Annotated in this window: 19 protein-coding genes; 9 read left to right on the top strand and 10 right to left on the bottom strand. The window is 59.3% G+C overall.

Going from position 1 to position 18,361, the window contains the following annotated elements:
- Nucleotides 1-120: 120 nt before the first annotated feature.
- The 6 genes from gpmA to modE all read right to left on the bottom strand — a co-directional run bounded on the left by gpmA (nt 121) and on the right by modE (nt 6,806).
- Nucleotides 121-873, bottom strand: a complete 753-nt coding sequence (gene gpmA, locus EPG66_RS06140) for a 2,3-diphosphoglycerate-dependent phosphoglycerate mutase (protein ID WP_003851893.1) — start codon at nt 871-873, stop codon at nt 121-123.
- 151 nt (nt 874-1,024) lie between these two features.
- On the bottom strand, nt 1,025-2,059 hold the full coding sequence (gene galM / locus EPG66_RS06135; protein WP_182686260.1) for a galactose-1-epimerase: 1,035 nt from the start codon (nt 2,057-2,059) through the stop codon (nt 1,025-1,027).
- Nucleotides 2,053-3,201 (bottom strand): galactokinase, encoded by a 1,149-nt coding sequence (galK, locus tag EPG66_RS06130; RefSeq protein ID WP_182686258.1) that lies wholly within the window; start codon nt 3,199-3,201, stop codon nt 2,053-2,055. Before galK ends, galM begins: the two co-directional genes overlap by 7 nt.
- Nucleotides 3,198-4,244 (bottom strand): galactose-1-phosphate uridylyltransferase, encoded by a 1,047-nt coding sequence (gene galT / locus EPG66_RS06125; protein ID WP_033756994.1) that lies wholly within the window; start codon nt 4,242-4,244, stop codon nt 3,198-3,200. Before galT ends, galK begins: the two co-directional genes overlap by 4 nt.
- 237 nt (nt 4,245-4,481) lie before the next feature.
- Nucleotides 4,482-5,954 (bottom strand): molybdate ABC transporter ATP-binding protein ModF, encoded by a 1,473-nt coding sequence (gene modF / locus EPG66_RS06120; protein WP_182686256.1) that lies wholly within the window; start codon nt 5,952-5,954, stop codon nt 4,482-4,484.
- A 69-nt stretch (nt 5,955-6,023) separates the two neighbouring features.
- Nucleotides 6,024-6,806: a molybdenum-dependent transcriptional regulator gene (gene modE / locus EPG66_RS06115; RefSeq protein WP_022626025.1), complete on the bottom strand. Its 783-nt coding sequence runs from the start codon at nt 6,804-6,806 to the stop codon at nt 6,024-6,026.
- 136 nt (nt 6,807-6,942) lie between these two features.
- On the opposite strand from modE, the gene EPG66_RS06110 reads away from it, so the two are divergent.
- The 4 genes from EPG66_RS06110 (at nt 6,943) to modC (ending at nt 9,760) form a co-directional block, all read left to right on the top strand.
- A complete protein-coding gene (locus EPG66_RS06110) occupies nt 6,943-7,098 on the top strand; it encodes an AcrZ family multidrug efflux pump-associated protein (RefSeq protein WP_010260183.1) in 156 nt (51 codons plus the stop codon).
- Nucleotides 7,099-7,242: 144 nt separating this feature from the next.
- On the top strand, nt 7,243-8,016 hold the full coding sequence (modA, locus tag EPG66_RS06105; protein ID WP_182686254.1) for a molybdate ABC transporter substrate-binding protein: 774 nt from the start codon (nt 7,243-7,245) through the stop codon (nt 8,014-8,016).
- On the top strand, nt 8,013-8,702 hold the full coding sequence (gene modB, locus EPG66_RS06100) for a molybdate ABC transporter permease subunit (RefSeq protein WP_031593830.1): 690 nt from the start codon (nt 8,013-8,015) through the stop codon (nt 8,700-8,702). Before modA ends, modB begins: the two co-directional genes overlap by 4 nt.
- Nucleotides 8,702-9,760: a molybdenum ABC transporter ATP-binding protein ModC gene (gene modC, locus EPG66_RS06095; protein ID WP_031593831.1), complete on the top strand. Its 1,059-nt coding sequence runs from the start codon at nt 8,702-8,704 to the stop codon at nt 9,758-9,760. The genes modB and modC overlap by 1 nt, the downstream gene beginning before the upstream one ends.
- Here the strand turns inward: modC and EPG66_RS06090 are convergent, their stop codons facing one another.
- Nucleotides 9,761-10,579 (bottom strand): pyridoxal phosphatase, encoded by an 819-nt coding sequence (locus EPG66_RS06090; RefSeq protein WP_182686252.1) that lies wholly within the window; start codon nt 10,577-10,579, stop codon nt 9,761-9,763.
- 155 nt (nt 10,580-10,734) lie between these two features.
- Between EPG66_RS06090 and pgl the strand changes: the two genes are divergently transcribed.
- Nucleotides 10,735-11,736 (top strand): 6-phosphogluconolactonase, encoded by a 1,002-nt coding sequence (gene pgl / locus EPG66_RS06085; RefSeq protein WP_022626021.1) that lies wholly within the window; start codon nt 10,735-10,737, stop codon nt 11,734-11,736.
- Between the two features lie 45 nt (nt 11,737-11,781).
- Here the strand turns inward: pgl and EPG66_RS06080 are convergent, their stop codons facing one another.
- Complete coding sequence (locus tag EPG66_RS06080; RefSeq protein ID WP_013357177.1) at nt 11,782-12,258, bottom strand: kinase inhibitor; 477 nt, start codon at nt 12,256-12,258, stop codon at nt 11,782-11,784.
- A gap of 75 nt (nt 12,259-12,333) precedes the next feature.
- Entirely contained in the window at nt 12,334-13,638 is a 1,305-nt protein-coding gene (bioA, locus tag EPG66_RS06075) for an adenosylmethionine--8-amino-7-oxononanoate transaminase (protein ID WP_182686250.1), read from the bottom strand.
- A gap of 85 nt (nt 13,639-13,723) precedes the next feature.
- Here bioA and bioB point away from each other — a divergent pair, with 85 nt between their 5' ends.
- From bioB to bioD, 4 genes are read left to right on the top strand one after another with little or no spacing between them, the layout of a single operon-like run.
- Nucleotides 13,724-14,755, top strand: a complete 1,032-nt coding sequence (gene bioB, locus EPG66_RS06070; protein WP_115758776.1) for a biotin synthase BioB — start codon at nt 13,724-13,726, stop codon at nt 14,753-14,755.
- Nucleotides 14,755-15,906 (top strand): 8-amino-7-oxononanoate synthase, encoded by a 1,152-nt coding sequence (gene bioF, locus EPG66_RS06065; RefSeq protein WP_182686248.1) that lies wholly within the window; start codon nt 14,755-14,757, stop codon nt 15,904-15,906. The genes bioB and bioF overlap by 1 nt, the downstream gene beginning before the upstream one ends.
- Nucleotides 15,890-16,645: a malonyl-ACP O-methyltransferase BioC gene (bioC, locus tag EPG66_RS06060; RefSeq protein WP_115758775.1), complete on the top strand. Its 756-nt coding sequence runs from the start codon at nt 15,890-15,892 to the stop codon at nt 16,643-16,645. The genes bioF and bioC overlap by 17 nt, the downstream gene beginning before the upstream one ends.
- Nucleotides 16,642-17,313 (top strand): dethiobiotin synthase, encoded by a 672-nt coding sequence (gene bioD / locus EPG66_RS06055; RefSeq protein WP_064704682.1) that lies wholly within the window; start codon nt 16,642-16,644, stop codon nt 17,311-17,313. Before bioC ends, bioD begins: the two co-directional genes overlap by 4 nt.
- 144 nt (nt 17,314-17,457) lie before the next feature.
- Here bioD and EPG66_RS06050 read toward each other — a convergent pair whose 3' ends face one another.
- Nucleotides 17,458-18,180: an ABC transporter ATP-binding protein gene (locus EPG66_RS06050; RefSeq protein WP_010260222.1), complete on the bottom strand. Its 723-nt coding sequence runs from the start codon at nt 18,178-18,180 to the stop codon at nt 17,458-17,460.
- Nucleotides 18,181-18,361 lie beyond the last annotated feature (181 nt).

Below are 18,361 nucleotides of genomic sequence, written 5' to 3'. Positions count from 1 at the left end.
TTGTTGCCAGGCTCATTGTTCTCTTTATTCTGACAACGAACACAGTGCACAGCGTTCGTGCGCTCAGCCCAATAAAAAAGGCCAGACTTTCGTCTGGCCTTTTTGCATTTCAGCGAGAAATTACTTCGCTTTACCCTGATTCGCAACGGCTGCGGCTTTCGCGGCAATCTCGTCCTGGTCGCCCAGGTAGTAGCGTTTCAGCGGTTTGAAGTTTTCATCGAACTCATAGACCAGCGGTACGCCGGTAGGGATGTTCAGTTCGAGGATTTCATCTTCGCTCAGGTTATCCAGATATTTCACCAGCGCACGCAGTGAGTTGCCGTGTGCGGCAATGATCACTTTCTCACCGCTTTTGATGCGCGGCAGAATGGTGTCGTTCCAGTAAGGGATAACGCGGTCGATGGTCAGCGCCAGGCTTTCGGTGGTTGGCAACTGCTCTGGGGTCAGTTTCGCGTAACGCGGATCATGGCCCGGGAAGCGCTCATCTGAACGATCCAGCTCTGGTGGGGTAACGGCAAAGCCGCGACGCCATTGCTTAACCTGCTCATCACCATATTTGGCAGCGGTTTCCGCTTTATCCAGACCCTGCAGCGCACCGTAGTGACGCTCGTTCAGACGCCAGGTTTTCTCAACCGGCAGCCAGGCCTGATCCAGCTCATCCAGCACATTCCACAGCGTGTGAATGGCACGCTTCAGTACTGAGGTGTAAGCGAAATCGAAAACAAAGCCCTCTTTTTTCAGCAGCTGACCTGCTGATTTGGCTTCGCCACGACCTTTCTCAGAAAGGTCAACATCATACCAACCGGTAAAGCGGTTTTCGTTGTTCCACTGGCTTTCGCCGTGTCGCACCAGAACCAGCTTAGTTACAGCCATAGCTTAACTCCTTAATACTGTGATGTTTCTGTGAGATTGGAAACCTGCTGCTGCCCGCCTGACACGCGAGCTGATTGCGCCATACCATAACGGAAAAGCGGGCAGCGCGTAAGCCTGTGTGTGACGCACTGCGCGTTTTTCAGCCGGAGGCTCAGCGTGGCGTGAAGCGATAACGCGTCACGGATTCCCAGTGATCTCCCGGCTGCAGCCAGCAATCAGGCTGAGGCCACTCAGCATGATTAGGCGAATCCGGTAAAAATTCGCTCTCCAGCGCAATACCCTGAAATGCAGTATAGCTCGCCTGCTCGCGGGCACGGGTGCCCGCCAGGTAGTTGCCGGAGTAGAACTGCAATGCCGGTGCCGAAGTGGTCACGCTGAGTTGCAGTCTGCCATCTTCCGACCAGAGTTCTGCCGCAGGCTGAGTGTCGTCGCCTGCGCTGTTGAGCAGAAACGCATGGTCGTAGCCCTTCACCGCCCGCTGATCGTCGTCTGCCAGAAACTCCTGTGCCACGACTTTGGCCTCGCGGAAATCAAAACTGGTTCCGGCAACCTCTTTCAGCGGCGCATTCGGGATGCCTTCGCTGTCGACCGGCAGATAATGGTCGGCGTGCAGTTGTAAGCGATGCTGGCGAGCGTCGCCATGATGCGCATCAAGGTTAAAGTAGGCGTGGTTAGTCAGATTGACCGGGCAGGGCTGATCGCAGCGCGCTTCATAGCTAATGCTCAGGCAGTTCTGGTCATCCAGCTGGTAGCGCAGATCGGCAATCAGATTGCCGGGATAGCCCTGATCGCCATCGGGCGAATCAATGCGGTAGTGCACCTCACTGTCAGACTGGCTGACAATCTGCCAGCGGCGCTTATCAAAGCCTTCTGGTCCGCCATGCAGCTGATGTGCACCCTGGTTCGGCACCAGCTGGCGATTCAGTTTATTCAGTTTCGCCCCGGCGATGCGGTTAGCGTAGCGGCCGACCGTCGCGCCCAGATAGGCATCCTGATGCAGATAGTCAGAGGGCGTGGCGCAGCCGAGCAGCACTTCACGCACCGTGCCATCCTGCATCGGCACGCGGGCGGAGAGCCAGGTTGCGCCCCAGTCCATAAAGGTTGCCAGCATGCCGTTGGCATTGCGCAGCACCGTTATGCGCCACGGCTGACCGTCGGGCGCGTGGGAGTTGACGTCGTTCAGCATTGGCCGGCTCCTTCAGAGGCTTTGCAGACGTAGAAGGTCTCTTTGATGCCGGTCGCTGCTTCATACTGCTCCGCTACGGCGGCTTTGACCTGATCGACCAGATCCAGTGGCATCAGCGCGACGATACAGCCACCAAAGCCGCCGCCGGTCATACGCACGCCGCCGCGCTCACCGATCTGCGCTTTCACGATCTCTACCAGGGTATCGATCGGTGGCACAGTGATCTCGAAGTCGTCACGCATCGAGGCGTGAGATTCGGCCATCAGCTGGCCCATACGGGTCAGGTCGCCCTGCGTCAGCGCATCAGCCGCTTCCAGGGTGCGGGCGTTCTCGGTCAGGACGTGACGCACGCGTTTTGCCACCTGCGGGTCGAGCTGCGCCTGTGCCGCTTCAAACTCGGCCAGTTCAACGTCACGCAGCGCCTTCTTATTGAAGAAACGCGCGCCCGCTTCACACTGCTCACGACGTGTGTTGTATTCGCTGCCAACCAGGGTACGACGGAAGTTGGAGTTGATGATCACCACCGCGATATCTTCCGGCATCGACACCGGACGCGTGCCCAGCGTGCGGCAGTCGAGCAGCATGGCGTGATCTTTCCGGCCCAGCGCTGAGATCAGCTGGTCCATGATGCCGCAGTTACAGCCGACGAACTGGTTTTCCGCTTCCTGACCATTCACGGCAATGGCGGCGCCATCCAGCGGCAGATTATAGAGCTGCTGCACTACGGTGCCGATCGCCACTTCCAGCGACGCAGATGAGCTGAGGCCCGCGCCCTGAGGCACGTTGCCGCTGATCACCATATCGATACCGCCGAAATCGGCATGACGCTGCTGCAGATGTTTCACCACGCCGCGTACATAGTTGGCCCACATCGGTTCCTGCAGGCTGACGATCTCTTCATCCAGCGAGAATGTGTCCTGCGCATTCTCATAATCCGCCGCGACCACCCGAATCTGACGATCGTCACGGCGGGCACAGGCAATCACCGTCTGGTAATCGATAGCGCACGGCAGCACGAAGCCGTCGTTATAGTCAGTGTGCTCGCCAATCAGGTTAACGCGGCCCGGTGCCTGAATAGTATGCGTAGCGGCGTAACCGAAGGTGTCAGAGAAAAGCTGCTGCGTGATGGTTTTTAAGCTCATTGTTGTGCCTCACGGAAGTGAACGTCGCTGACAGAACGCAGACGTTCCGCCGCCTGCTCCGCCGTTAAATCGCGTTGGGTTTCGGCCAGCATTTCATAGCCAACCATAAATTTACGCACCGTTGCTGAGCGCAGCAGCGGCGGATAGAAGTGAGCATGCAACTGCCAGTGATCGTTGGCTTCGCCGTTAAACGGCGCCCCGTGCCAGCCCATGGAGTAGGGGAATGAGCACTGGAACAGGTTGTCGTATCGGCTGGTCAGCAGCTTAAGCGCCAGCGCCAGGTCGGTACGCTGCGCCTCATTGAGGTCGGTAATTCGTTTGACGTGCGCTTTCGGCAGCAGCAGGGTTTCAAACGGCCAGGCGGCCCACCACGGCACAACCGCCAGCCAGTGATCGGTTTCCACCACGGTGCGGCTGCCATCCTGCTGTTCGCGAGCCAGATAATCGACCAGCATCGGCGAGCCATGTTTAGCGAAATAGTCGCGCTGATGATCATCTTCACGCTGCGCTTCATTCGGCAGGAAGCTGTTGGCCCAGATCTGACCATGGGGATGGGGGTTGGAGCAGCCCATCGCCGCGCCTTTGTTCTCAAACACCTGCACCCAGGGATAGTGCTGACCCAGATCGGCGGTCTGTGCCTGCCAGGTACGCACCACCTCTTCCAGTGCGTTCAGCGACATCTCCGGCAGGGTTTTGCTGTGATCGGGCGAGAAGCAGATGACCCGACTGGTGCCGCGTGCGCTTTCACAACGCATCAGGATATCGTCGCTCTCGGGCGCGTCTGGCGTGTCGGTCATCAGCGCAGCAAAGTCATTGGTAAAGACGTAGGTGCCTGCATAGTCCGGGTTTTTGTCGCCGGTGATGCGGGTGTTTCCGGCACACAGGAAGCAGTCCGGATCGTGCGCCGGTAACGTATTGACCGCCGGGGTTTCCTGCGCGCCTTGCCACGGACGTTTGGCCCGATGAGGTGAAACTAAAATCCATTGATCAATCAGTGGATTGTAACGGCGATGCGGGTGATCGACCGGGTTGAATTTTTCCATGTTAGATCCTGGTAAGCGTCAAAAGCCAAAGAGGCATTGGTAAAAAGTAGCACATCATCGCGCCCGAAAGCGTGATCAAGTCTGGATAAATGGTATCGCTTACACAAGCTGAATATTCTCATTTCGTGGCATTGTGTGCGGATATATGGCGTGAAAGGCGATGCTGAATGGTAGCGCTTACACAAGGGCGCTTTAAAACGCCGCAGCAGCGGCGTGGGGTGACCCGTTATAAGAGCCTTAGTGCAGATTTTCCTGCTGATAGTGAAAGCCGCCGTCATGGGCGATAAAGCTCAGGCGATGTGTGATGCAGGCGGGCGCATCTTCCGCGTGATGCGAAACAAACAGCAGCTGAGTCCGTCCCTCGCCAATCAGCACATCGACAAAGCGCCGCACCAGCTGGCGGTTAATCGGGTCGAGCCCCTGTAGTGGCTCATCCAGTATCAGCAGCGTCGGATGCTTAACCAGCGCGCGGGCAATCAGCACCAGCCGCTGCTGTCCCCATGAGAGCGAGTGGAACGGGGCATCGGCCTGTCCGTTATCCATCCCCAGCAGTGCCAGCCACTGCTGCGCCAGCGCTTTTTGCCGGTCAGAAGCTGCCTGATAGAGACCAATAGAGTCGAAGAAGCCCGACAGGATCACCGTGCGCACATTGGTGCTGACGCGATAATCGAGATGCAGGCTGCTGCTGACATAGCCAATATGCTGCTTGATATCCCAGATGGTTTCGCCACTGCCGCGACGGCGGCCAAACAGGGTTAAATCATTGCTGTAGCCCTGAGGATGATCGCCGGTCACCAGGCTGAGCAGGGTCGATTTTCCGGCGCCGTTCGGACCGGTGATCTGCCAGTGCTCGCCGGCGTTGACCTGCCAGTTCAGCCCCTGAATTACTGGCTTATCGTTATACGAGACGGTGCCATTGCGCAGGATAACGCGCGGCGCATCATCCGCCAGCGATGGCAGCTGATCCGGCACATCCGCCTCAGGTAACGCCATTCCCATCAGCTGTTCACTGTGTGCCAGCTGCGCCACCAGCGCTTCCGTTAAAATGGCCTGGCGTGGCCCGCTGTGGGTGAGGGTGCACTCTGCCAGCACGCCAACCTGCTGAATGAAATCGGGGATATCGTCAAAGCGATTGAGCACCAGCACCAGGGTAAATGTCGGCTGCTGCAGGCCGCGCAGCGTGTCGGTCAGGCTGGCGCGCGACGCCACATCGAGCCCGTCAAACGGCTCATCCAGAATCAGCAAATCTGGCTGGTTCATCAATGCCTGACAGAGCAGGGTTTTGCGGGTTTCGCCGGTAGAGAGATATTTGAAGCGGCGTGAAAGCAGCGCTTCGATGCCGAACTGCTGTGCCAGCTGCTCGCAGCGCTCGGGCTGCTTCACCTCCGCCTGAATCACCTCTGCCACGGTCAGCCCGGTATCCTCTTCACCTTCGCTGAGCATATCGGTGTTGTTGCGCTGCCACTCCTGCGCCACCAGGGTTTGTAGCTGCTCCAGCGACAGCCGGACCGGCCGTCTGAAATCGCTGCTGACTGAACCGGCCAGCGGCGGAAGTTCACCAGAGAGTGCGCGCGCCAGTGATGATTTGCCGCTGCCGTTGGCACCGACAAACGCCCAGCTTTCGCCGCGCTGCAGTTCCACCTGATTCAGGCTCAGTATCCGGGTATCGCTAAGACGAAACGTGCCTTGCGAAATGTGCAATGAAGCCATCTTATGTTCCATTTTTTGCATCGTGTCACTGAGTTGTAACCATTGCCCGTAATGAAGTCAAATCAACGGCTAGAGCAGGGTGGCGACGATGGCGTGTTCCGCATTGAAACTGGCGATCACGGCGTCGCCGGGCTGCAGCCTGAGTTGCTGCAGCTGATCGTTGCTCAGGGTCGCGCACAGGGTTTCGCCGCTGGCGAGCTTCATCAGCACTTCACTCATCTGCTCGCCGGGTTCGATGGCACTGACCGTCGCTGCCAGCTGATTGTCATCCTGTGCGGCGTCACGACTGATGCGGATCCACGGCGCTTTGATCAGCACCAGCACCTCTTTACCCGCGGCCAGTTGCAGGCGATCGGCGCTGCGCTGGGTCAGCGCCACATTAAGCTGCGTGACGCCATCGGCCAGTTGAATCAGCAGATGCTGGACCACCTGCTGCGCATCGTTACTGACGACGGTACCAAACAGCTGGTTACGGGCGCTGGTCTGCAGCGAGAAGCGGGCGATGGCCGCCAGCAGACTGTCGAGCGGTAACGTATCCTGCTGCAGCGCATCAAAGGCTTTCTGCTGGATCTGCTCCATCAGCTGGAACAGCTGAATCAGGCGTTCACCGTAGCGGGTCAGCGTTGCGCCACCGCCGCCTTTGCCGCCGGTGGCCCGCTCTACCAGCGTTTCATCCGCCATCTGGTTCATCTCATTAATCGCATCCCAGGCACTTTTGTAGCTGATGCCGGCCAGCTTCGCACCCTGACTGATCGACCCGGTCTGCTGTACGCGTTTCAGCAGTTCAATACGTCGCGGATCGGCAAACAGTTTCTGTTGTAAACGGATATGAAGGGACAGTTCGGCTTCCATGACAGCTCCGGCAAAGGGTTAAGGCGAAGGCCGATGATAGCGGCGTTTTGTGACCAAAGTAAAAGCACGAAAAGGGCTGCGCAAAATTTTGCTGACCCGTTACAATCTCTTTTTTGTTAGCAGAGTGAGACTCTCCATGCTGGAATTACTTAAAAGCCTCGCCGTCGCCATACTGATGGTGCCTGTGGTGATGGCGCTGATGCTGGGTATGATTTATGGCCTGGGTGAAGTGTTTAACGTCATCTCTAAAATTGGTCATCGCGAAAAATCCTCAGCCCGTTCGCACAATTAATTGCTGCCACGCCCGCCATCTGCGCGGGCGTGGTTGTTTTTAACTCACCTGATTTAACCTTTTGTTCCCCCTGCCGATAATTTACTGAACCTCACTGACATTGCGCTATATTATCCGCTACACAACGAATAGCCGGAGAAAATCATGTCATTTAAACACTATTGCTGGGGCGTCGCGGCCCTGATCACCGTTTCGCTGGCCGGACAGGCTGTGGCCGCCGACAACATTACTGTGTTTGCCGCGGCTTCACTGACCAACGCGATGCAGGATATTGCCAGCCGTTACAAGCAGGAAAAGGGGGTGACGGTGGTCTCTTCATTTGCCTCCTCTTCAACGCTGGCGCGCCAGATTGAGCAGGGTGCACCTGCCGATCTCTTTATCTCTGCCGATCAGCAGTGGATGGATGATGCGGTGGCAAAAAAAAGTGTGATTACCAGCAGCCGCTATACCCTGCTGGGCAACGATCTGGTGCTGATTGCGCCACGCAGTGCCGCAGCCAAAGCGGTGACGCTGGATCCGAAGACTGACTGGAAAACATTGCTGCACGGGGAGCGTCTGGCGGTCGGCGATCCGGACCACGTTCCTGCGGGCATCTACGCCAAAGAGGCGCTGCAAAAACTGGGTGCCTGGGAAGGCGTTGTGCCTTCGTTAGCGCCAGCCAATAATGTTCGGGCAGCGCTGGCCCTGGTCGAGCGTAATGAAACGCCCTATGGCATTGTCTACGGTTCTGACGCGGTCGCCAGCGACAAAGTGCAGGTCGTCGGGCATTTTCCGGCAACCAGCCATAAGCCGGTGGAATATCCGATGGCGATAGTTAACGATCACGACAATGCCGCCGTTAAAGCGTTTTATGATTATCTGAAAGGGCCTCAGGCCGCGGTTATCTTCAAACATTACGGATTCACACCGACGAAATGATACTCAGCGATCCCGAATGGCAGGCGGTACTGCTTAGCCTTAAAGTCTCTGGCATAGCCGTGATGGGCAGCCTGCCGTTTGGCATCCTGATGGCCTGGATTCTGGTGCGCTGCCGTTTTCCTGGTAAAGCGCTGCTCGACAGCCTGATCCACCTGCCGCTGGTGCTGCCGCCGGTGGTGGTGGGGTATCTGCTGCTGATTAGCCTGGGGCGGCGCGGCACCATAGGCGAAAAGCTTTATGACTGGTTCGGCTTCAGCTTTGCTTTCAGCTGGCGCGGTGCCGCACTGGCCTCTGCCGTGATCGCCTTTCCGTTGATGGTGCGTGCCATCCGGCTGGCGCTGGAGGCGGTGGATAACCGGCTGGAGCAGGCGGCGCGCACGCTGGGTGCCGGACGCTGGCGGGTCTTTTTCACCATCACGCTTCCGCTGACGTTGCCTGGCGTCATCGTCGGTACGGTGCTGGCGTTTGCCCGATCGCTGGGTGAGTTCGGCGCCACCATCACCTTTGTTTCCAATATTCCCGGCGAGACGCGCACGCTGCCGCTGGCGATGTTTACCCTGATAGAGACGCCCGGCGCGGAAGGGGCGGCGGCACGGCTCTGCGTCATCGCGATCGTGCTGGCGCTGGCGTCACTGCTGGCGTCGGAATGGCTGGCACGTGCAGGCCGTAAGCGGATGGGAAACTGATGCTATCACTCAACTTTATGCAGCAGCAGGGCGATCACGTGCTGGAGGTCGACCTGCAGATCCCGGCCAAAGGGATCACTGCTATTTTCGGCGTGTCAGGCGCCGGAAAAACCTCGCTGATCAACGCGATTAGCGGATTGACTCAGCCGCAAAGGGGACGGATCCAGCTACACGATCGCCTGCTGTTTGATGCGGAGCAGAAGATTGCGCTGCCGCCGGAAAAACGGCGTATCGGTTATGTCTTCCAGGATGCGCGGCTGTTCCCGCACTATCGGGTCCGAGGCAACCTGCAATATGGCATGGCCCCGGCGATGAAAGCGCAGTTCGACAGTCTGGTCTCACTGCTGGGTCTGGAGGCACTGCTGCCGCGCTTTCCGCTGTCGCTGTCGGGCGGGGAAAAGCAGCGGGTCGCGATTGGCCGTGCGCTGCTGACCGCACCGGATATGCTGCTGCTGGATGAGCCGCTGGCGTCACTGGATCTGCCACGCAAACGTGAACTGATGCCGTATCTGCAAAAGCTGGCGAAGCAGGTCGATATTCCGATGCTCTACGTTTCGCACAGTCTGGAGGAGATCCTGCAGCTGGCTGATAACGTGCTGGTGCTGGATGCGGGCAAGGTCAAAGCCTTTGGTCCGCTGGAGCGGGTCTGGAGCAGCAGCGCGATGCGGCCCTGGCTGCCAGTGAGTGAACTGACCAGCGTGCTGCGGGTGCAGGTGCTGGAGCAGCATCCCGACTATCCGATGACCGCGCTGTCGCTGGGCGATCAGCACATCTGGGTCAGCCGGGTGAATCAGCCGGTTAAAACCCCGCTGCGTATTCGCATTGCCTCGGCCGATGTCTCGCTGGCGCTGCAACCGCCGCAACACAGCTCCATCCGCAACATTTTACCGGCACAGGTGGTGGAATTGCTGGAGGTCGGGGACCAGGTTGAGGTGAAGCTGCGCATCGGCATCAGCGAACTCTGGGCGCGCATCACGCCGTGGGCGCGGGATGAGCTGGGCATCCGGCCGGATCAGTGGCTCTATGCCCAGATCAAAAGCGTCTCTGTGACGCCCTGATTACAACACGTACTGATAGAGGGTATCGGCAATACCGGTTTCAAGGTTGGTGCCGATGACCATTTTCGCCCGCGCTTTAATCGCCTCATCGGCATTGCCCATCGCCACGCCCAGTCCGGCCGTTTCCAGCATGCTGAGATCGTTATAGTTATCACCGAACGCGATCACATCGGACATACTCAGCCCCAGTGATTCAACCCACTGCGCCAGTCGTTTGCCTTTGCTGTTGCCGCCTTTGGCGATATCCACCTGATCGTGCCACGACCATTCACAGGCCAGCCCCAGTTCCGCTTCCACCCTGGTGGCGAACTGCTGCAGTTCCGGGATGTTGTTGTGCGACAGGGCAAACTTCCAGATCGAACCGGCGTCGCGTGCCGCCTGGGCCAGGTCGGGCACCTGGCGGAACAGTGGACGCTGGTGGGCAGGCAGCGATTCGGCCCATTTCAGGGTGCGCATCACGTGGCCGGTCGGGGTCTGATAGAGCATCGCATCATCCACGTAGAGCAACCCGTGAATCTGCTGCTGATTCAGCATCTCAATTACCTGCAACGCCAGTTGCGGGTCGAGAGGATCGGACGCCAGCACCTTTTTCGCCTTGTAATCATACAAATAGGTGCCATTACAGCAGATTGCGGGTGTATCCAGCTGTAACGCCTGATAAAAAGGGTGGATAGCGCAGTGATGGCGTCCGGTCACGATAGCGACATGAACGCCCGCCTGGCGTGCCTGATTTAGCGCTTCGATTGACTGCGGCAGAATCGTTTTGGCTGGGGTCAGCAGCGTGCCGTCGAGGTCGAGGGCAATTACACGGTAGCTCATTAATCCTCTCGTTTTTCCTGGTTTGCAGGGGCTGAAGTCTACACCTCACCACGGTCCGGAGACAAAAAACAGGGCACAAATGATCCCAGCGTAGGGCAATAAAACAGGCTACAGTGATTCACAGATCATGATCAGGCAGCAAAAAAGGAGAATGCATGAAACAAGTTGTCTACACCGCCAGTCCCGAGAGCCAGCAGATCCACGTCTGGCAGATGAATGATGAGGGTGGGCTGACGTTGCTTCAGGTGACCGATGTCGCCGGCCAGGTTCAGCCGATGGTGGTGAGTCCGAACCGCGATTTTCTCTATGTCGGTGTGCGTCCCAATTTCCGCGTGCTGGCGTTTCGCATTGCCGCCGATGGCACGCTGACCGAAGCGGGGCAGGCGCCGTTGCCCGGCAGCCCGACTCACATTTCCACCGATCGCCAGGGCAGGTTCCTGTTCTGCGGCTCCTACAATGATGCCTGCGTCAGCGTCAGCCCGATTGGCGATGACGGCATTCCGCAGGCCCCGCTGCAGGTGATCAGCGGACTGGATGGCTGTCACTCGGCCAACATCGATAATGACAACAAGACGCTCTACGTGCCGGCTCTGAAGCAGGACCGTATCTGTCTGTTTAAGCTGGGCGAAGACGGTCAGCTGACGCCGCGTAAACAGGCTCAGGTCACGACAGTAGAAGGCGCTGGCCCGCGTCATATGCAGTTCCATCCGGGCGGCCAGTACGCTTACTGCGTGAACGAGCTCGACAGTACGGTTGAGGTCTGGGCATTAAATACGGGCGAAGGTGAAGCAGAAAGCGTGCAGACGCTGGATATGATGCCGCCTGACTTCAGCGGTACGCGCTGGGCAGCCGATATTCATCTGACGCCGGATGGCCGTTTCCTCTATGCCTGCGATCGCACCAGCAGCACGCTGGCAGTCTTCAGCGTCAGCGACCTGGGCGATGAGCTGACCCTGGAAGGGTTCCAGCCGACGGAAACGCAGCCGCGTGGATTTAATATCGATCACAGCGGACGCTATCTGGTGGCGGCGGGACAGAAATCTCATCACATCGAAGTTTATGCGATTACCGAACCGAAAGGGCTGTTAAAGCCGCTGGGACGTTATGCGGTGGGGCAGGGCCCGATGTGGGTTGTGATTCATCAGTTACAGGCGTAACCCGCTACGAAAAACGCCTCTCCTGCTCAGGAGAGGCGTACTGAATTACTGATAATTCACGGTCAGCGAGGCGCTCGCCAGTGCGTGGAAATGCACATTAAAGCCGACCATTGCGCCACTGGCGCCTTCATCTACTTCAATCGTCTCCACATCCAGCGCATGCACGGTGAAAATGTAGCGATGGGTTTCGCCCTGTGGCGGTGCCGCGCCACCGTAGCCCGCCTGACCGAAATCGGTACGGGTCTGGATTGCGCCTGCTGGCAGTGACGCTTTGCCGGAGCCGGCACCCTGCGGCAGTGACGTCGTGCTGGCCGGAATATTCGCCACCACCCAGTGCCACCAGCCGGAACCGGTTGGGGCATCAGGATCGTAGCAGGTCACCACAAAACTTTTGGTGCCTTCCGGCGCCGCTTCCCAGGCAAGATGGGGAGAGATATTCTCGCCCTGATAACCCATGCCGTTGAAAACATGCTTTTCAGGCATCTTCTCGCCGTCATTAAAATCCTGACTAAAAACGCGCATCACATCTCCTTAATTGTCGATGAATAGCCTGCCATCATAACTAAAAGTGTCGCCAGTGCCAGCGGTCAGCCTGCTTCAGGCGGCAAAATGTTGAGAATGCTCCAGCGCGCCGCCAATCGCCTGCACCAGCCTGCTCAGCGCCTGTGGTGTGATGATGTAGGGTGGCATCAGGTAGATCAGCCGGCCAAAAGGCCGGATCCAGACGCCCTGTTCAACAAAGAACTGCTGCAGCGCCGCCATATTAACCGCCTGATGGGTTTCCACTACGCCAATCGCGCCCAGCACGCGCACATCGGCCACCTGCGGTGAACTGCGCAGCGGCAGCAGCTCAGCCCGTAACTGCTGTTCGATCGTCGCCACCTGGCGCTGCCAGTGACCTTCCGCCAGCATGGTCAGGCTCTCCGCCGCTACCGCACAGGCCAGCGGATTGCCCATAAAGGTCGGGCCATGCATAAAGCAGCCCGCCGCGCTGCGGCTGATGGTGTCCGCGACCTCGCGGGTAGTCAGGGTCGCCGCCAGCGTCATCATGCCACCGGTCAGCGCTTTGCCGACGCAGAGAATATCCGGGGTAATGCCCGCATGCTCGCAGGCAAAAAGTTTGCCGGTACGGCCAAACCCGGTGGCGATCTCATCCGCAATCAACAGCACGCCATAGCGATCACAGGCTTCCCGTACCTGCTGCAGATAGCGCGGATGGTAGAAACGCATGCCGCCCGCACCCTGCACAATCGGCTCCAGAATGACGGCTGCCAGTTGCCGGTGATGCTGTTCTATCAGCCTGGCAAAATCATCGAAATCAGGCTTGTGCCATTCATCATCAAAGCCGCAGGCCGGGGCCGCCGCAAAGTGATGCTTGGGCAGATAGCCGCGCCACAGGCTGTGCATCGAGTTCTCGGGGTCGCACACCGACATCGCTGCAAAGGTATCGCCGTGATAGCCGCGTTTCAGCGTCAGGAACTGCTGACGCGTCTCGCCACGCCCCAGCCAGTATTGCAGCGCCATCTTCATCGACACTTCCACCGCCACCGAGCCTGAGTCGGCCAGGAAGACGCACTCCAGCGCCTCAGGCGTCATCGCCACCAGCTGACGGCAGAGCGCTACCGCCGCCGGATGGGTAATGCCGCCAAACATCACGTGCGCCATCTGTGTGACCTGCTCTGTCAACGCCCGGTTCAGGCGCGGATGGTTGTAACCGTGAATCGCCGCCCACCACGAGGACATCCCATCCACCAGCTCACGGCCATCGGCTAGTTGCAACTGAAAACCCTGTGCGGCGACCACCGGATAGCAGGGCAGCGGATCCTGCATGGAGGTGTAGGGATGCCAGATATGCTGGCGGTCAAAGCGGGCATCGTCTGAGGAGAAAACGGGGATAGTCATCGGAGTTGTAAACCAAAATAAAAAAATATAGTTTACAAGTATAACCCTGCTTTTCGTCGGGATGACACCCTTTTTGGAGTAAGTAATGGCTCAACGCTGGACAATTGCACAGGCGCAAGCGCTGTTTGATCAACCTTTTCTTGAACTGATGTTTAACGCACAGCAGGTGCATCGGCAGCACTTCGATCCGCGCCAGGTGCAGGTCAGTACCCTGCTGTCGATTAAAACCGGCGCCTGTCCGGAAGATTGTAAATACTGCCCGCAGAGTGCGCGCTACAAGACCGGCCTGGAGTCGGAGCGGCTGATGGAAGTGGAAGAGGTGTTGACCTCAGCGCGTCAGGCCAAAGCCGCCGGTTCAACCCGTTTCTGCATGGGTGCCGCGTGGAAAAATCCGCACGAGCGCGATATGCCCTATCTGGAGAAGATGGTGGAAGGCGTGAAGGCGATGGGAATGGAAACCTGCATGACGCTGGGCACGCTCAGCGACGGCCAGGCGCAGCGACTGGCGGGCGCGGGTCTCGATTTCTACAACCATAACCTCGACACCTCACCGGAATTCTACGGCTCCATCATCACCACCCGCAGCTATCAGGAACGTCTGGATACGCTGGGCAAAGTGCGCGACGCCGGCATCAAAGTCTGTTCGGGTGGCATTGTCGGCCTGGGCGAAACCGTTAACGACCGCGCCGGTCTGCTGGTTCAGTTAGCCAACCTGCCAACGCCGCCGGAGAGTGTACCGATCAACATGCTGGTGAAGGTTAAAGGCACGCCGCTGGCGGATAATGATGATGTGGAACCGTTCGATTTTATCCGCACCATCGCGGTGGCGCGCATCATGATGCCGACCTCGCATGTGCGCCTCTCTGCGGGCCGTGAGCAGATGAGTGAGCAGACCCAGGCGATGTGCTTTATGGCCGGGGCGAACTCGATTTTCTACGGCTGCAAACTGCTGACCACGCCGAATCCGGAAGAGGATAAAGACCGGGTGCTGTTCCGAAAACTGGGTCTTAACCCGGAGCATACTCACACTCAGCACGGCGATCAGCAGCAGGAGCAGCAACTCAGCGAGCAGCTATTCCATGCCGACACTGAACAGTTCTACAACGCGGCGCTGTAATGAGCTGGCAGCAACGTATCCGTCAGGCGCTGACGCAGCGCCGGGCGGCCGATGGCTGGCGGCAGCGACGGGTGATCGATCAGCAATCGACCCGCACGCTGCACAGCGGCGGCCGCAGCTATCTCCACTTCTCCAGCAATGATTATCTCGGCTTAACCCAGCATCCGGCGGTGATTGCGGGCTGGCAACAGGGCGCGGCGCGGGCGGGCGCAGGTGCGGGTGCTTCAGGGCATGTCACGGGTTATCACCGTCAGCACGCCGATCTTGAGGCGCAGCTGGCCGACTGGCTCGGCTACGACCGTGCGCTGCTGTTTATCTCTGGCTTTGCGGCCAATCAGGCGGTCATTCATCTGCTGGGCGAGAAAAACGATCGCATCCTGGCCGATAAACTCAGCCACGCCTCGCTGCTCGACGCCGCCAGCCATAGTCCGGCACAGCTACGACGTTTCCATCACAACGCGCCGGAGAGCCTGGCATCCCGGCTCGCCTCTCCCTGCGAGGGCGAAACGCTTGTGGTGACGGAAGGTATTTTCAGCATGGATGGCGACAGTGCGCCGCTGGCCGCCCTGGCGCAACAGACGCGACAGGCAGAGGGCTGGCTGCTGGTGGATGATGCGCACGGCATCGGCGTGGTGGGTGAGCAGGGGCGCGGCAGCTGCTGGCAGCAGGGCGTTAAACCGGAACTGCTGGTGGTCACCTTTGGCAAAGCCTTTGGCGTCAGCGGTGCCGCGCTGCTGTGCGACGCAGTCACCGCCGACTATTTCCTGCAGTTCAGCCGACATCTGATCTACTCCACCGCGATGCCCGCGGCGCAGGCTAGCGCGCTGCAGGCGTCGCTGCGTGAAGTTCAGCAGGGCGATGCCCTGCGCCAGCAACTGCAACAGAACATTGGCCATTTCCGGCGCGGTGCGGCCTCGCTGCCGTGGCAACTGATGGACTCCGGCAGCGCGATTCAGCCGCTGCTGGTGGGCGAAAATGGCGATGCGATGGCGCTCTCACAACGGCTGGCTGAGGCGGGTTGCTGGGTCAGCGCGATCCGACCACCGACCGTGCCGCCGGGGACGGCCCGGCTGCGCATCACCCTGACCGCGGCTCATCATCCTGAGGATATTGACCGGTTACTGGAGGCGCTGCATGACGCTGCGGGTTGACAAACAGGCGGTGGCACGCGCCTTTGGCCGGGCGGCCAGCCATTACGATGCCCATGCTGCGCTGCAACGCCTCAGCGGCGATGCCCTGCTGGCACAGGCGCCCGCACAGAGCGGTCTGCAGCTGCTGGATGCCGGTTGCGGCACCGGCTGGTACAGCAGGCTGTGGCGCGAACGTGGCAAACAGGTGACGGCGCTGGATCTCTCTCCGCAGATGCTGCAACAGGCGCGGGACAATGACGCGGCGCAGCACTATCTGGCCGGTGATATCGACGCGCTGCCGCTGGCGGATAACACGATTGACCTGGTGTGGAGCAACCTGGCGGTGCAGTGGAGCGAGGATCTGCCCGGCGCGCTGAGCCAGTTCCGGCGGGTGCTGCGGCCCGATGGCACGCTGCTGTTTTCCACTCTGGGCGACGGTTCGCTGCAGGAGGTTCATGAAGCCTGGTCCCATCTGGATGCGCTGCCTCACGCCAACCGCTTTCTCAGCGAGCCACAGATTGCGGCGGCTTGCCACGCAGAGCACCTGCGCTGTACCTCAGAGGTGGTGACCCTGCATTTTCCCGATGCGCTCAGTGCCATGCGCTCCCTGAAAGGGATTGGCGCGACCCATCTGCACCAGGGGCGTGACGGGCAGGTATTAACCCGACAACGGCTCAACCAGTTAGAGGCGCACTGGCCTCGCGATCGACACGGCTATCGCCTGAGTTACCATTTAATCTATGGAGTAAGTGCATCATGAAACGCCTGTTTATCACTGGCACCGACACCGAGGTCGGTAAAACTGTTGCCAGCGGCGGGCTGCTGCAGGCCGCAGCCGCAGCGGGCTATCGCTGTGCGGGCTATAAGCCGGTTGCCTCAGGCTGTGAGATGACGCCAGAGGGCATCCGTAACAGCGATGCCCTGGCGCTGCAGCGCTACAGCAGCGTGCCGTTAACCTATCAGCAGGTCAATCCGCTGGCGTTTCTCGAGCCGACTTCGCCGCACATCGTCAGCGCCGAAGAGGGCAGGCCGATCACCCATCTGGCGCTGTCGGCGGGTCTGGCGGCGCTGCAACCGCTGGCAGACTGGATTCTGGTAGAGGGCGCGGGCGGCTGGTATACCCCGTTGTCGGAGACGCACACCTATGCGGACTGGGTAGTCAGCGAAAAGCTGCCCGTGATTCTGGTGGTGGGGATTAAGCTCGGCTGCATCAACCACGCCATGCTCACCGCTGACGCGGTGCGGGCAAGCGGACTGCCGCTGGTGGGCTGGATCGCCAACACCGTTGAACCCCCGGGTAAACGCTATCAGGAGTATCTCACCAGCCTTAAAAATAGGTTACCTGCGCCCTGTCTGGGCACCATCCCATTTCTCACTGATGCGTCGCAGCAGGCGTCCTGTGGTCAATACCTGACGCTGCCGGAGTAACCGCCTGGCCTGGCTATTTTATTTGTCACGCTGAGTCCGGGCAGTGCTCACCATCCTCGCGCTGTGTATGCGCTCCGGTGGTTCTGCGCGCTCCATCTCCAGCCTGCCTGCAACCGTTACGCCCGGTGGGGCAGGCGCCAGGTGTCAGGCTACCGTCAGCCATTTATCGACGGTGTGGTCATCAAGCTGTTCCATGCTGCCCTGCGCCACATTGCGACCGCGGTGCAGCAGCAGAAAATAGTCCGCCACGCGACGGATCAGCGACAGGCGCTGCTCGAGCAGCAGGATGGTCAGCCCGTAGTCGAGGTTAAGCCGACGGATCAGATTGCCCATCTCCTCTTCCAGCCACGGCGACATCCCGTCGGTCGGCTCATCCAGAATCAGCAGTTTGGGCTGCAGCACCAGCGCGCGCGCCAGGGCCAGCTGTTGCTGCTGATCGATCGGCAGATCGCCGCTGCGCTGCTGGCGCAGAGAGTAGAGCGCCGGGAAGAGGTCGAACACCATTTCGGGAATGGCGCGATGGCGGTCGCGCTGGCTGGCACCCGCCAGCAGGGCAATCAGCAGATTATCTTCCACGCTCATCTGAGTAAAAATATGGCGGCCCTGCGGCACATAGCCAATCCCCATCTGCGCCCGCTGTTCAGCCGGTTGCAGCAGCAGATCTTCCGGCGGCGAGCCATCCTCTTTCCAGGAGATGGAGCCGCTGTTAATCGGCAATCTGCCCATGATGCAGTTCACCAGCGTGGTTTTACCCATGCCAGGACGGCCCAGAATGCCGGTGCAGGTGCCAGGCGACAGATCCAGGTCCACATCCCATAGAATATGGTTTTGACCGTAAAATTGATTTACCGAACGTAAACTCAGCATCTGACACTCTCCTTCCCGATCATTAGCCTGATTGCTTCCGCGCTCTGTCGTCTGGCAAACAAGTCATCAGCAACGGCAGCCTCGCCATTGCAGCACAGTGCGCGTTCAGCGCGGTAACGCTACTGACTCCTGCAATTCCCAGGCCAGATCTAAAAACGGCCCTGTTTCCTGCCGGAGCGCC

This window comes from Pantoea pleuroti (genome assembly GCF_014156615.1).
GTDB lineage: Bacteria > Pseudomonadota > Gammaproteobacteria > Enterobacterales > Enterobacteriaceae > Pantoea > Pantoea agglomerans.
Note: the sequence above shows the minus strand (reverse complement) of the source record. Positions and strands in the feature narration are given on the sequence as shown.

Coding starts and splice junctions, on each gene's coding strand:
- gpmA (WP_003851893.1), bottom strand. CDS start 873: ATGGCTGTAACTAAGCTGGTTCTGGTGCGACACGGCGAAAGCCAGTGG.
- galM (WP_182686260.1), bottom strand. CDS start 2,059: ATGCTGAACGACGTCAACTCCCACGCGCCCGACGGTCAGCCGTGGCGC.
- galK (WP_182686258.1), bottom strand. CDS start 3,201: ATGAGCTTAAAAACCATCACGCAGCAGCTTTTCTCTGACACCTTCGGT.
- galT (WP_033756994.1), bottom strand. CDS start 4,244: ATGGAAAAATTCAACCCGGTCGATCACCCGCATCGCCGTTACAATCCA.
- modF (WP_182686256.1), bottom strand. CDS start 5,954: ATGGCTTCATTGCACATTTCGCAAGGCACGTTTCGTCTTAGCGATACC.
- modE (WP_022626025.1), bottom strand. CDS start 6,806: ATGGAAGCCGAACTGTCCCTTCATATCCGTTTACAACAGAAACTGTTT.
- EPG66_RS06110 (WP_010260183.1), top strand. CDS start 6,943: ATGCTGGAATTACTTAAAAGCCTCGCCGTCGCCATACTGATGGTGCCT.
- modA (WP_182686254.1), top strand. CDS start 7,243: ATGTCATTTAAACACTATTGCTGGGGCGTCGCGGCCCTGATCACCGTT.
- modB (WP_031593830.1), top strand. CDS start 8,013: ATGATACTCAGCGATCCCGAATGGCAGGCGGTACTGCTTAGCCTTAAA.
- modC (WP_031593831.1), top strand. CDS start 8,702: ATGCTATCACTCAACTTTATGCAGCAGCAGGGCGATCACGTGCTGGAG.
- EPG66_RS06090 (WP_182686252.1), bottom strand. CDS start 10,579: ATGAGCTACCGTGTAATTGCCCTCGACCTCGACGGCACGCTGCTGACC.
- pgl (WP_022626021.1), top strand. CDS start 10,735: ATGAAACAAGTTGTCTACACCGCCAGTCCCGAGAGCCAGCAGATCCAC.
- EPG66_RS06080 (WP_013357177.1), bottom strand. CDS start 12,258: ATGCGCGTTTTTAGTCAGGATTTTAATGACGGCGAGAAGATGCCTGAA.
- bioA (WP_182686250.1), bottom strand. CDS start 13,638: ATGACTATCCCCGTTTTCTCCTCAGACGATGCCCGCTTTGACCGCCAG.
- bioB (WP_115758776.1), top strand. CDS start 13,724: ATGGCTCAACGCTGGACAATTGCACAGGCGCAAGCGCTGTTTGATCAA.
- bioF (WP_182686248.1), top strand. CDS start 14,755: ATGAGCTGGCAGCAACGTATCCGTCAGGCGCTGACGCAGCGCCGGGCG.
- bioC (WP_115758775.1), top strand. CDS start 15,890: ATGACGCTGCGGGTTGACAAACAGGCGGTGGCACGCGCCTTTGGCCGG.
- bioD (WP_064704682.1), top strand. CDS start 16,642: ATGAAACGCCTGTTTATCACTGGCACCGACACCGAGGTCGGTAAAACT.
- EPG66_RS06050 (WP_010260222.1), bottom strand. CDS start 18,180: ATGCTGAGTTTACGTTCGGTAAATCAATTTTACGGTCAAAACCATATT.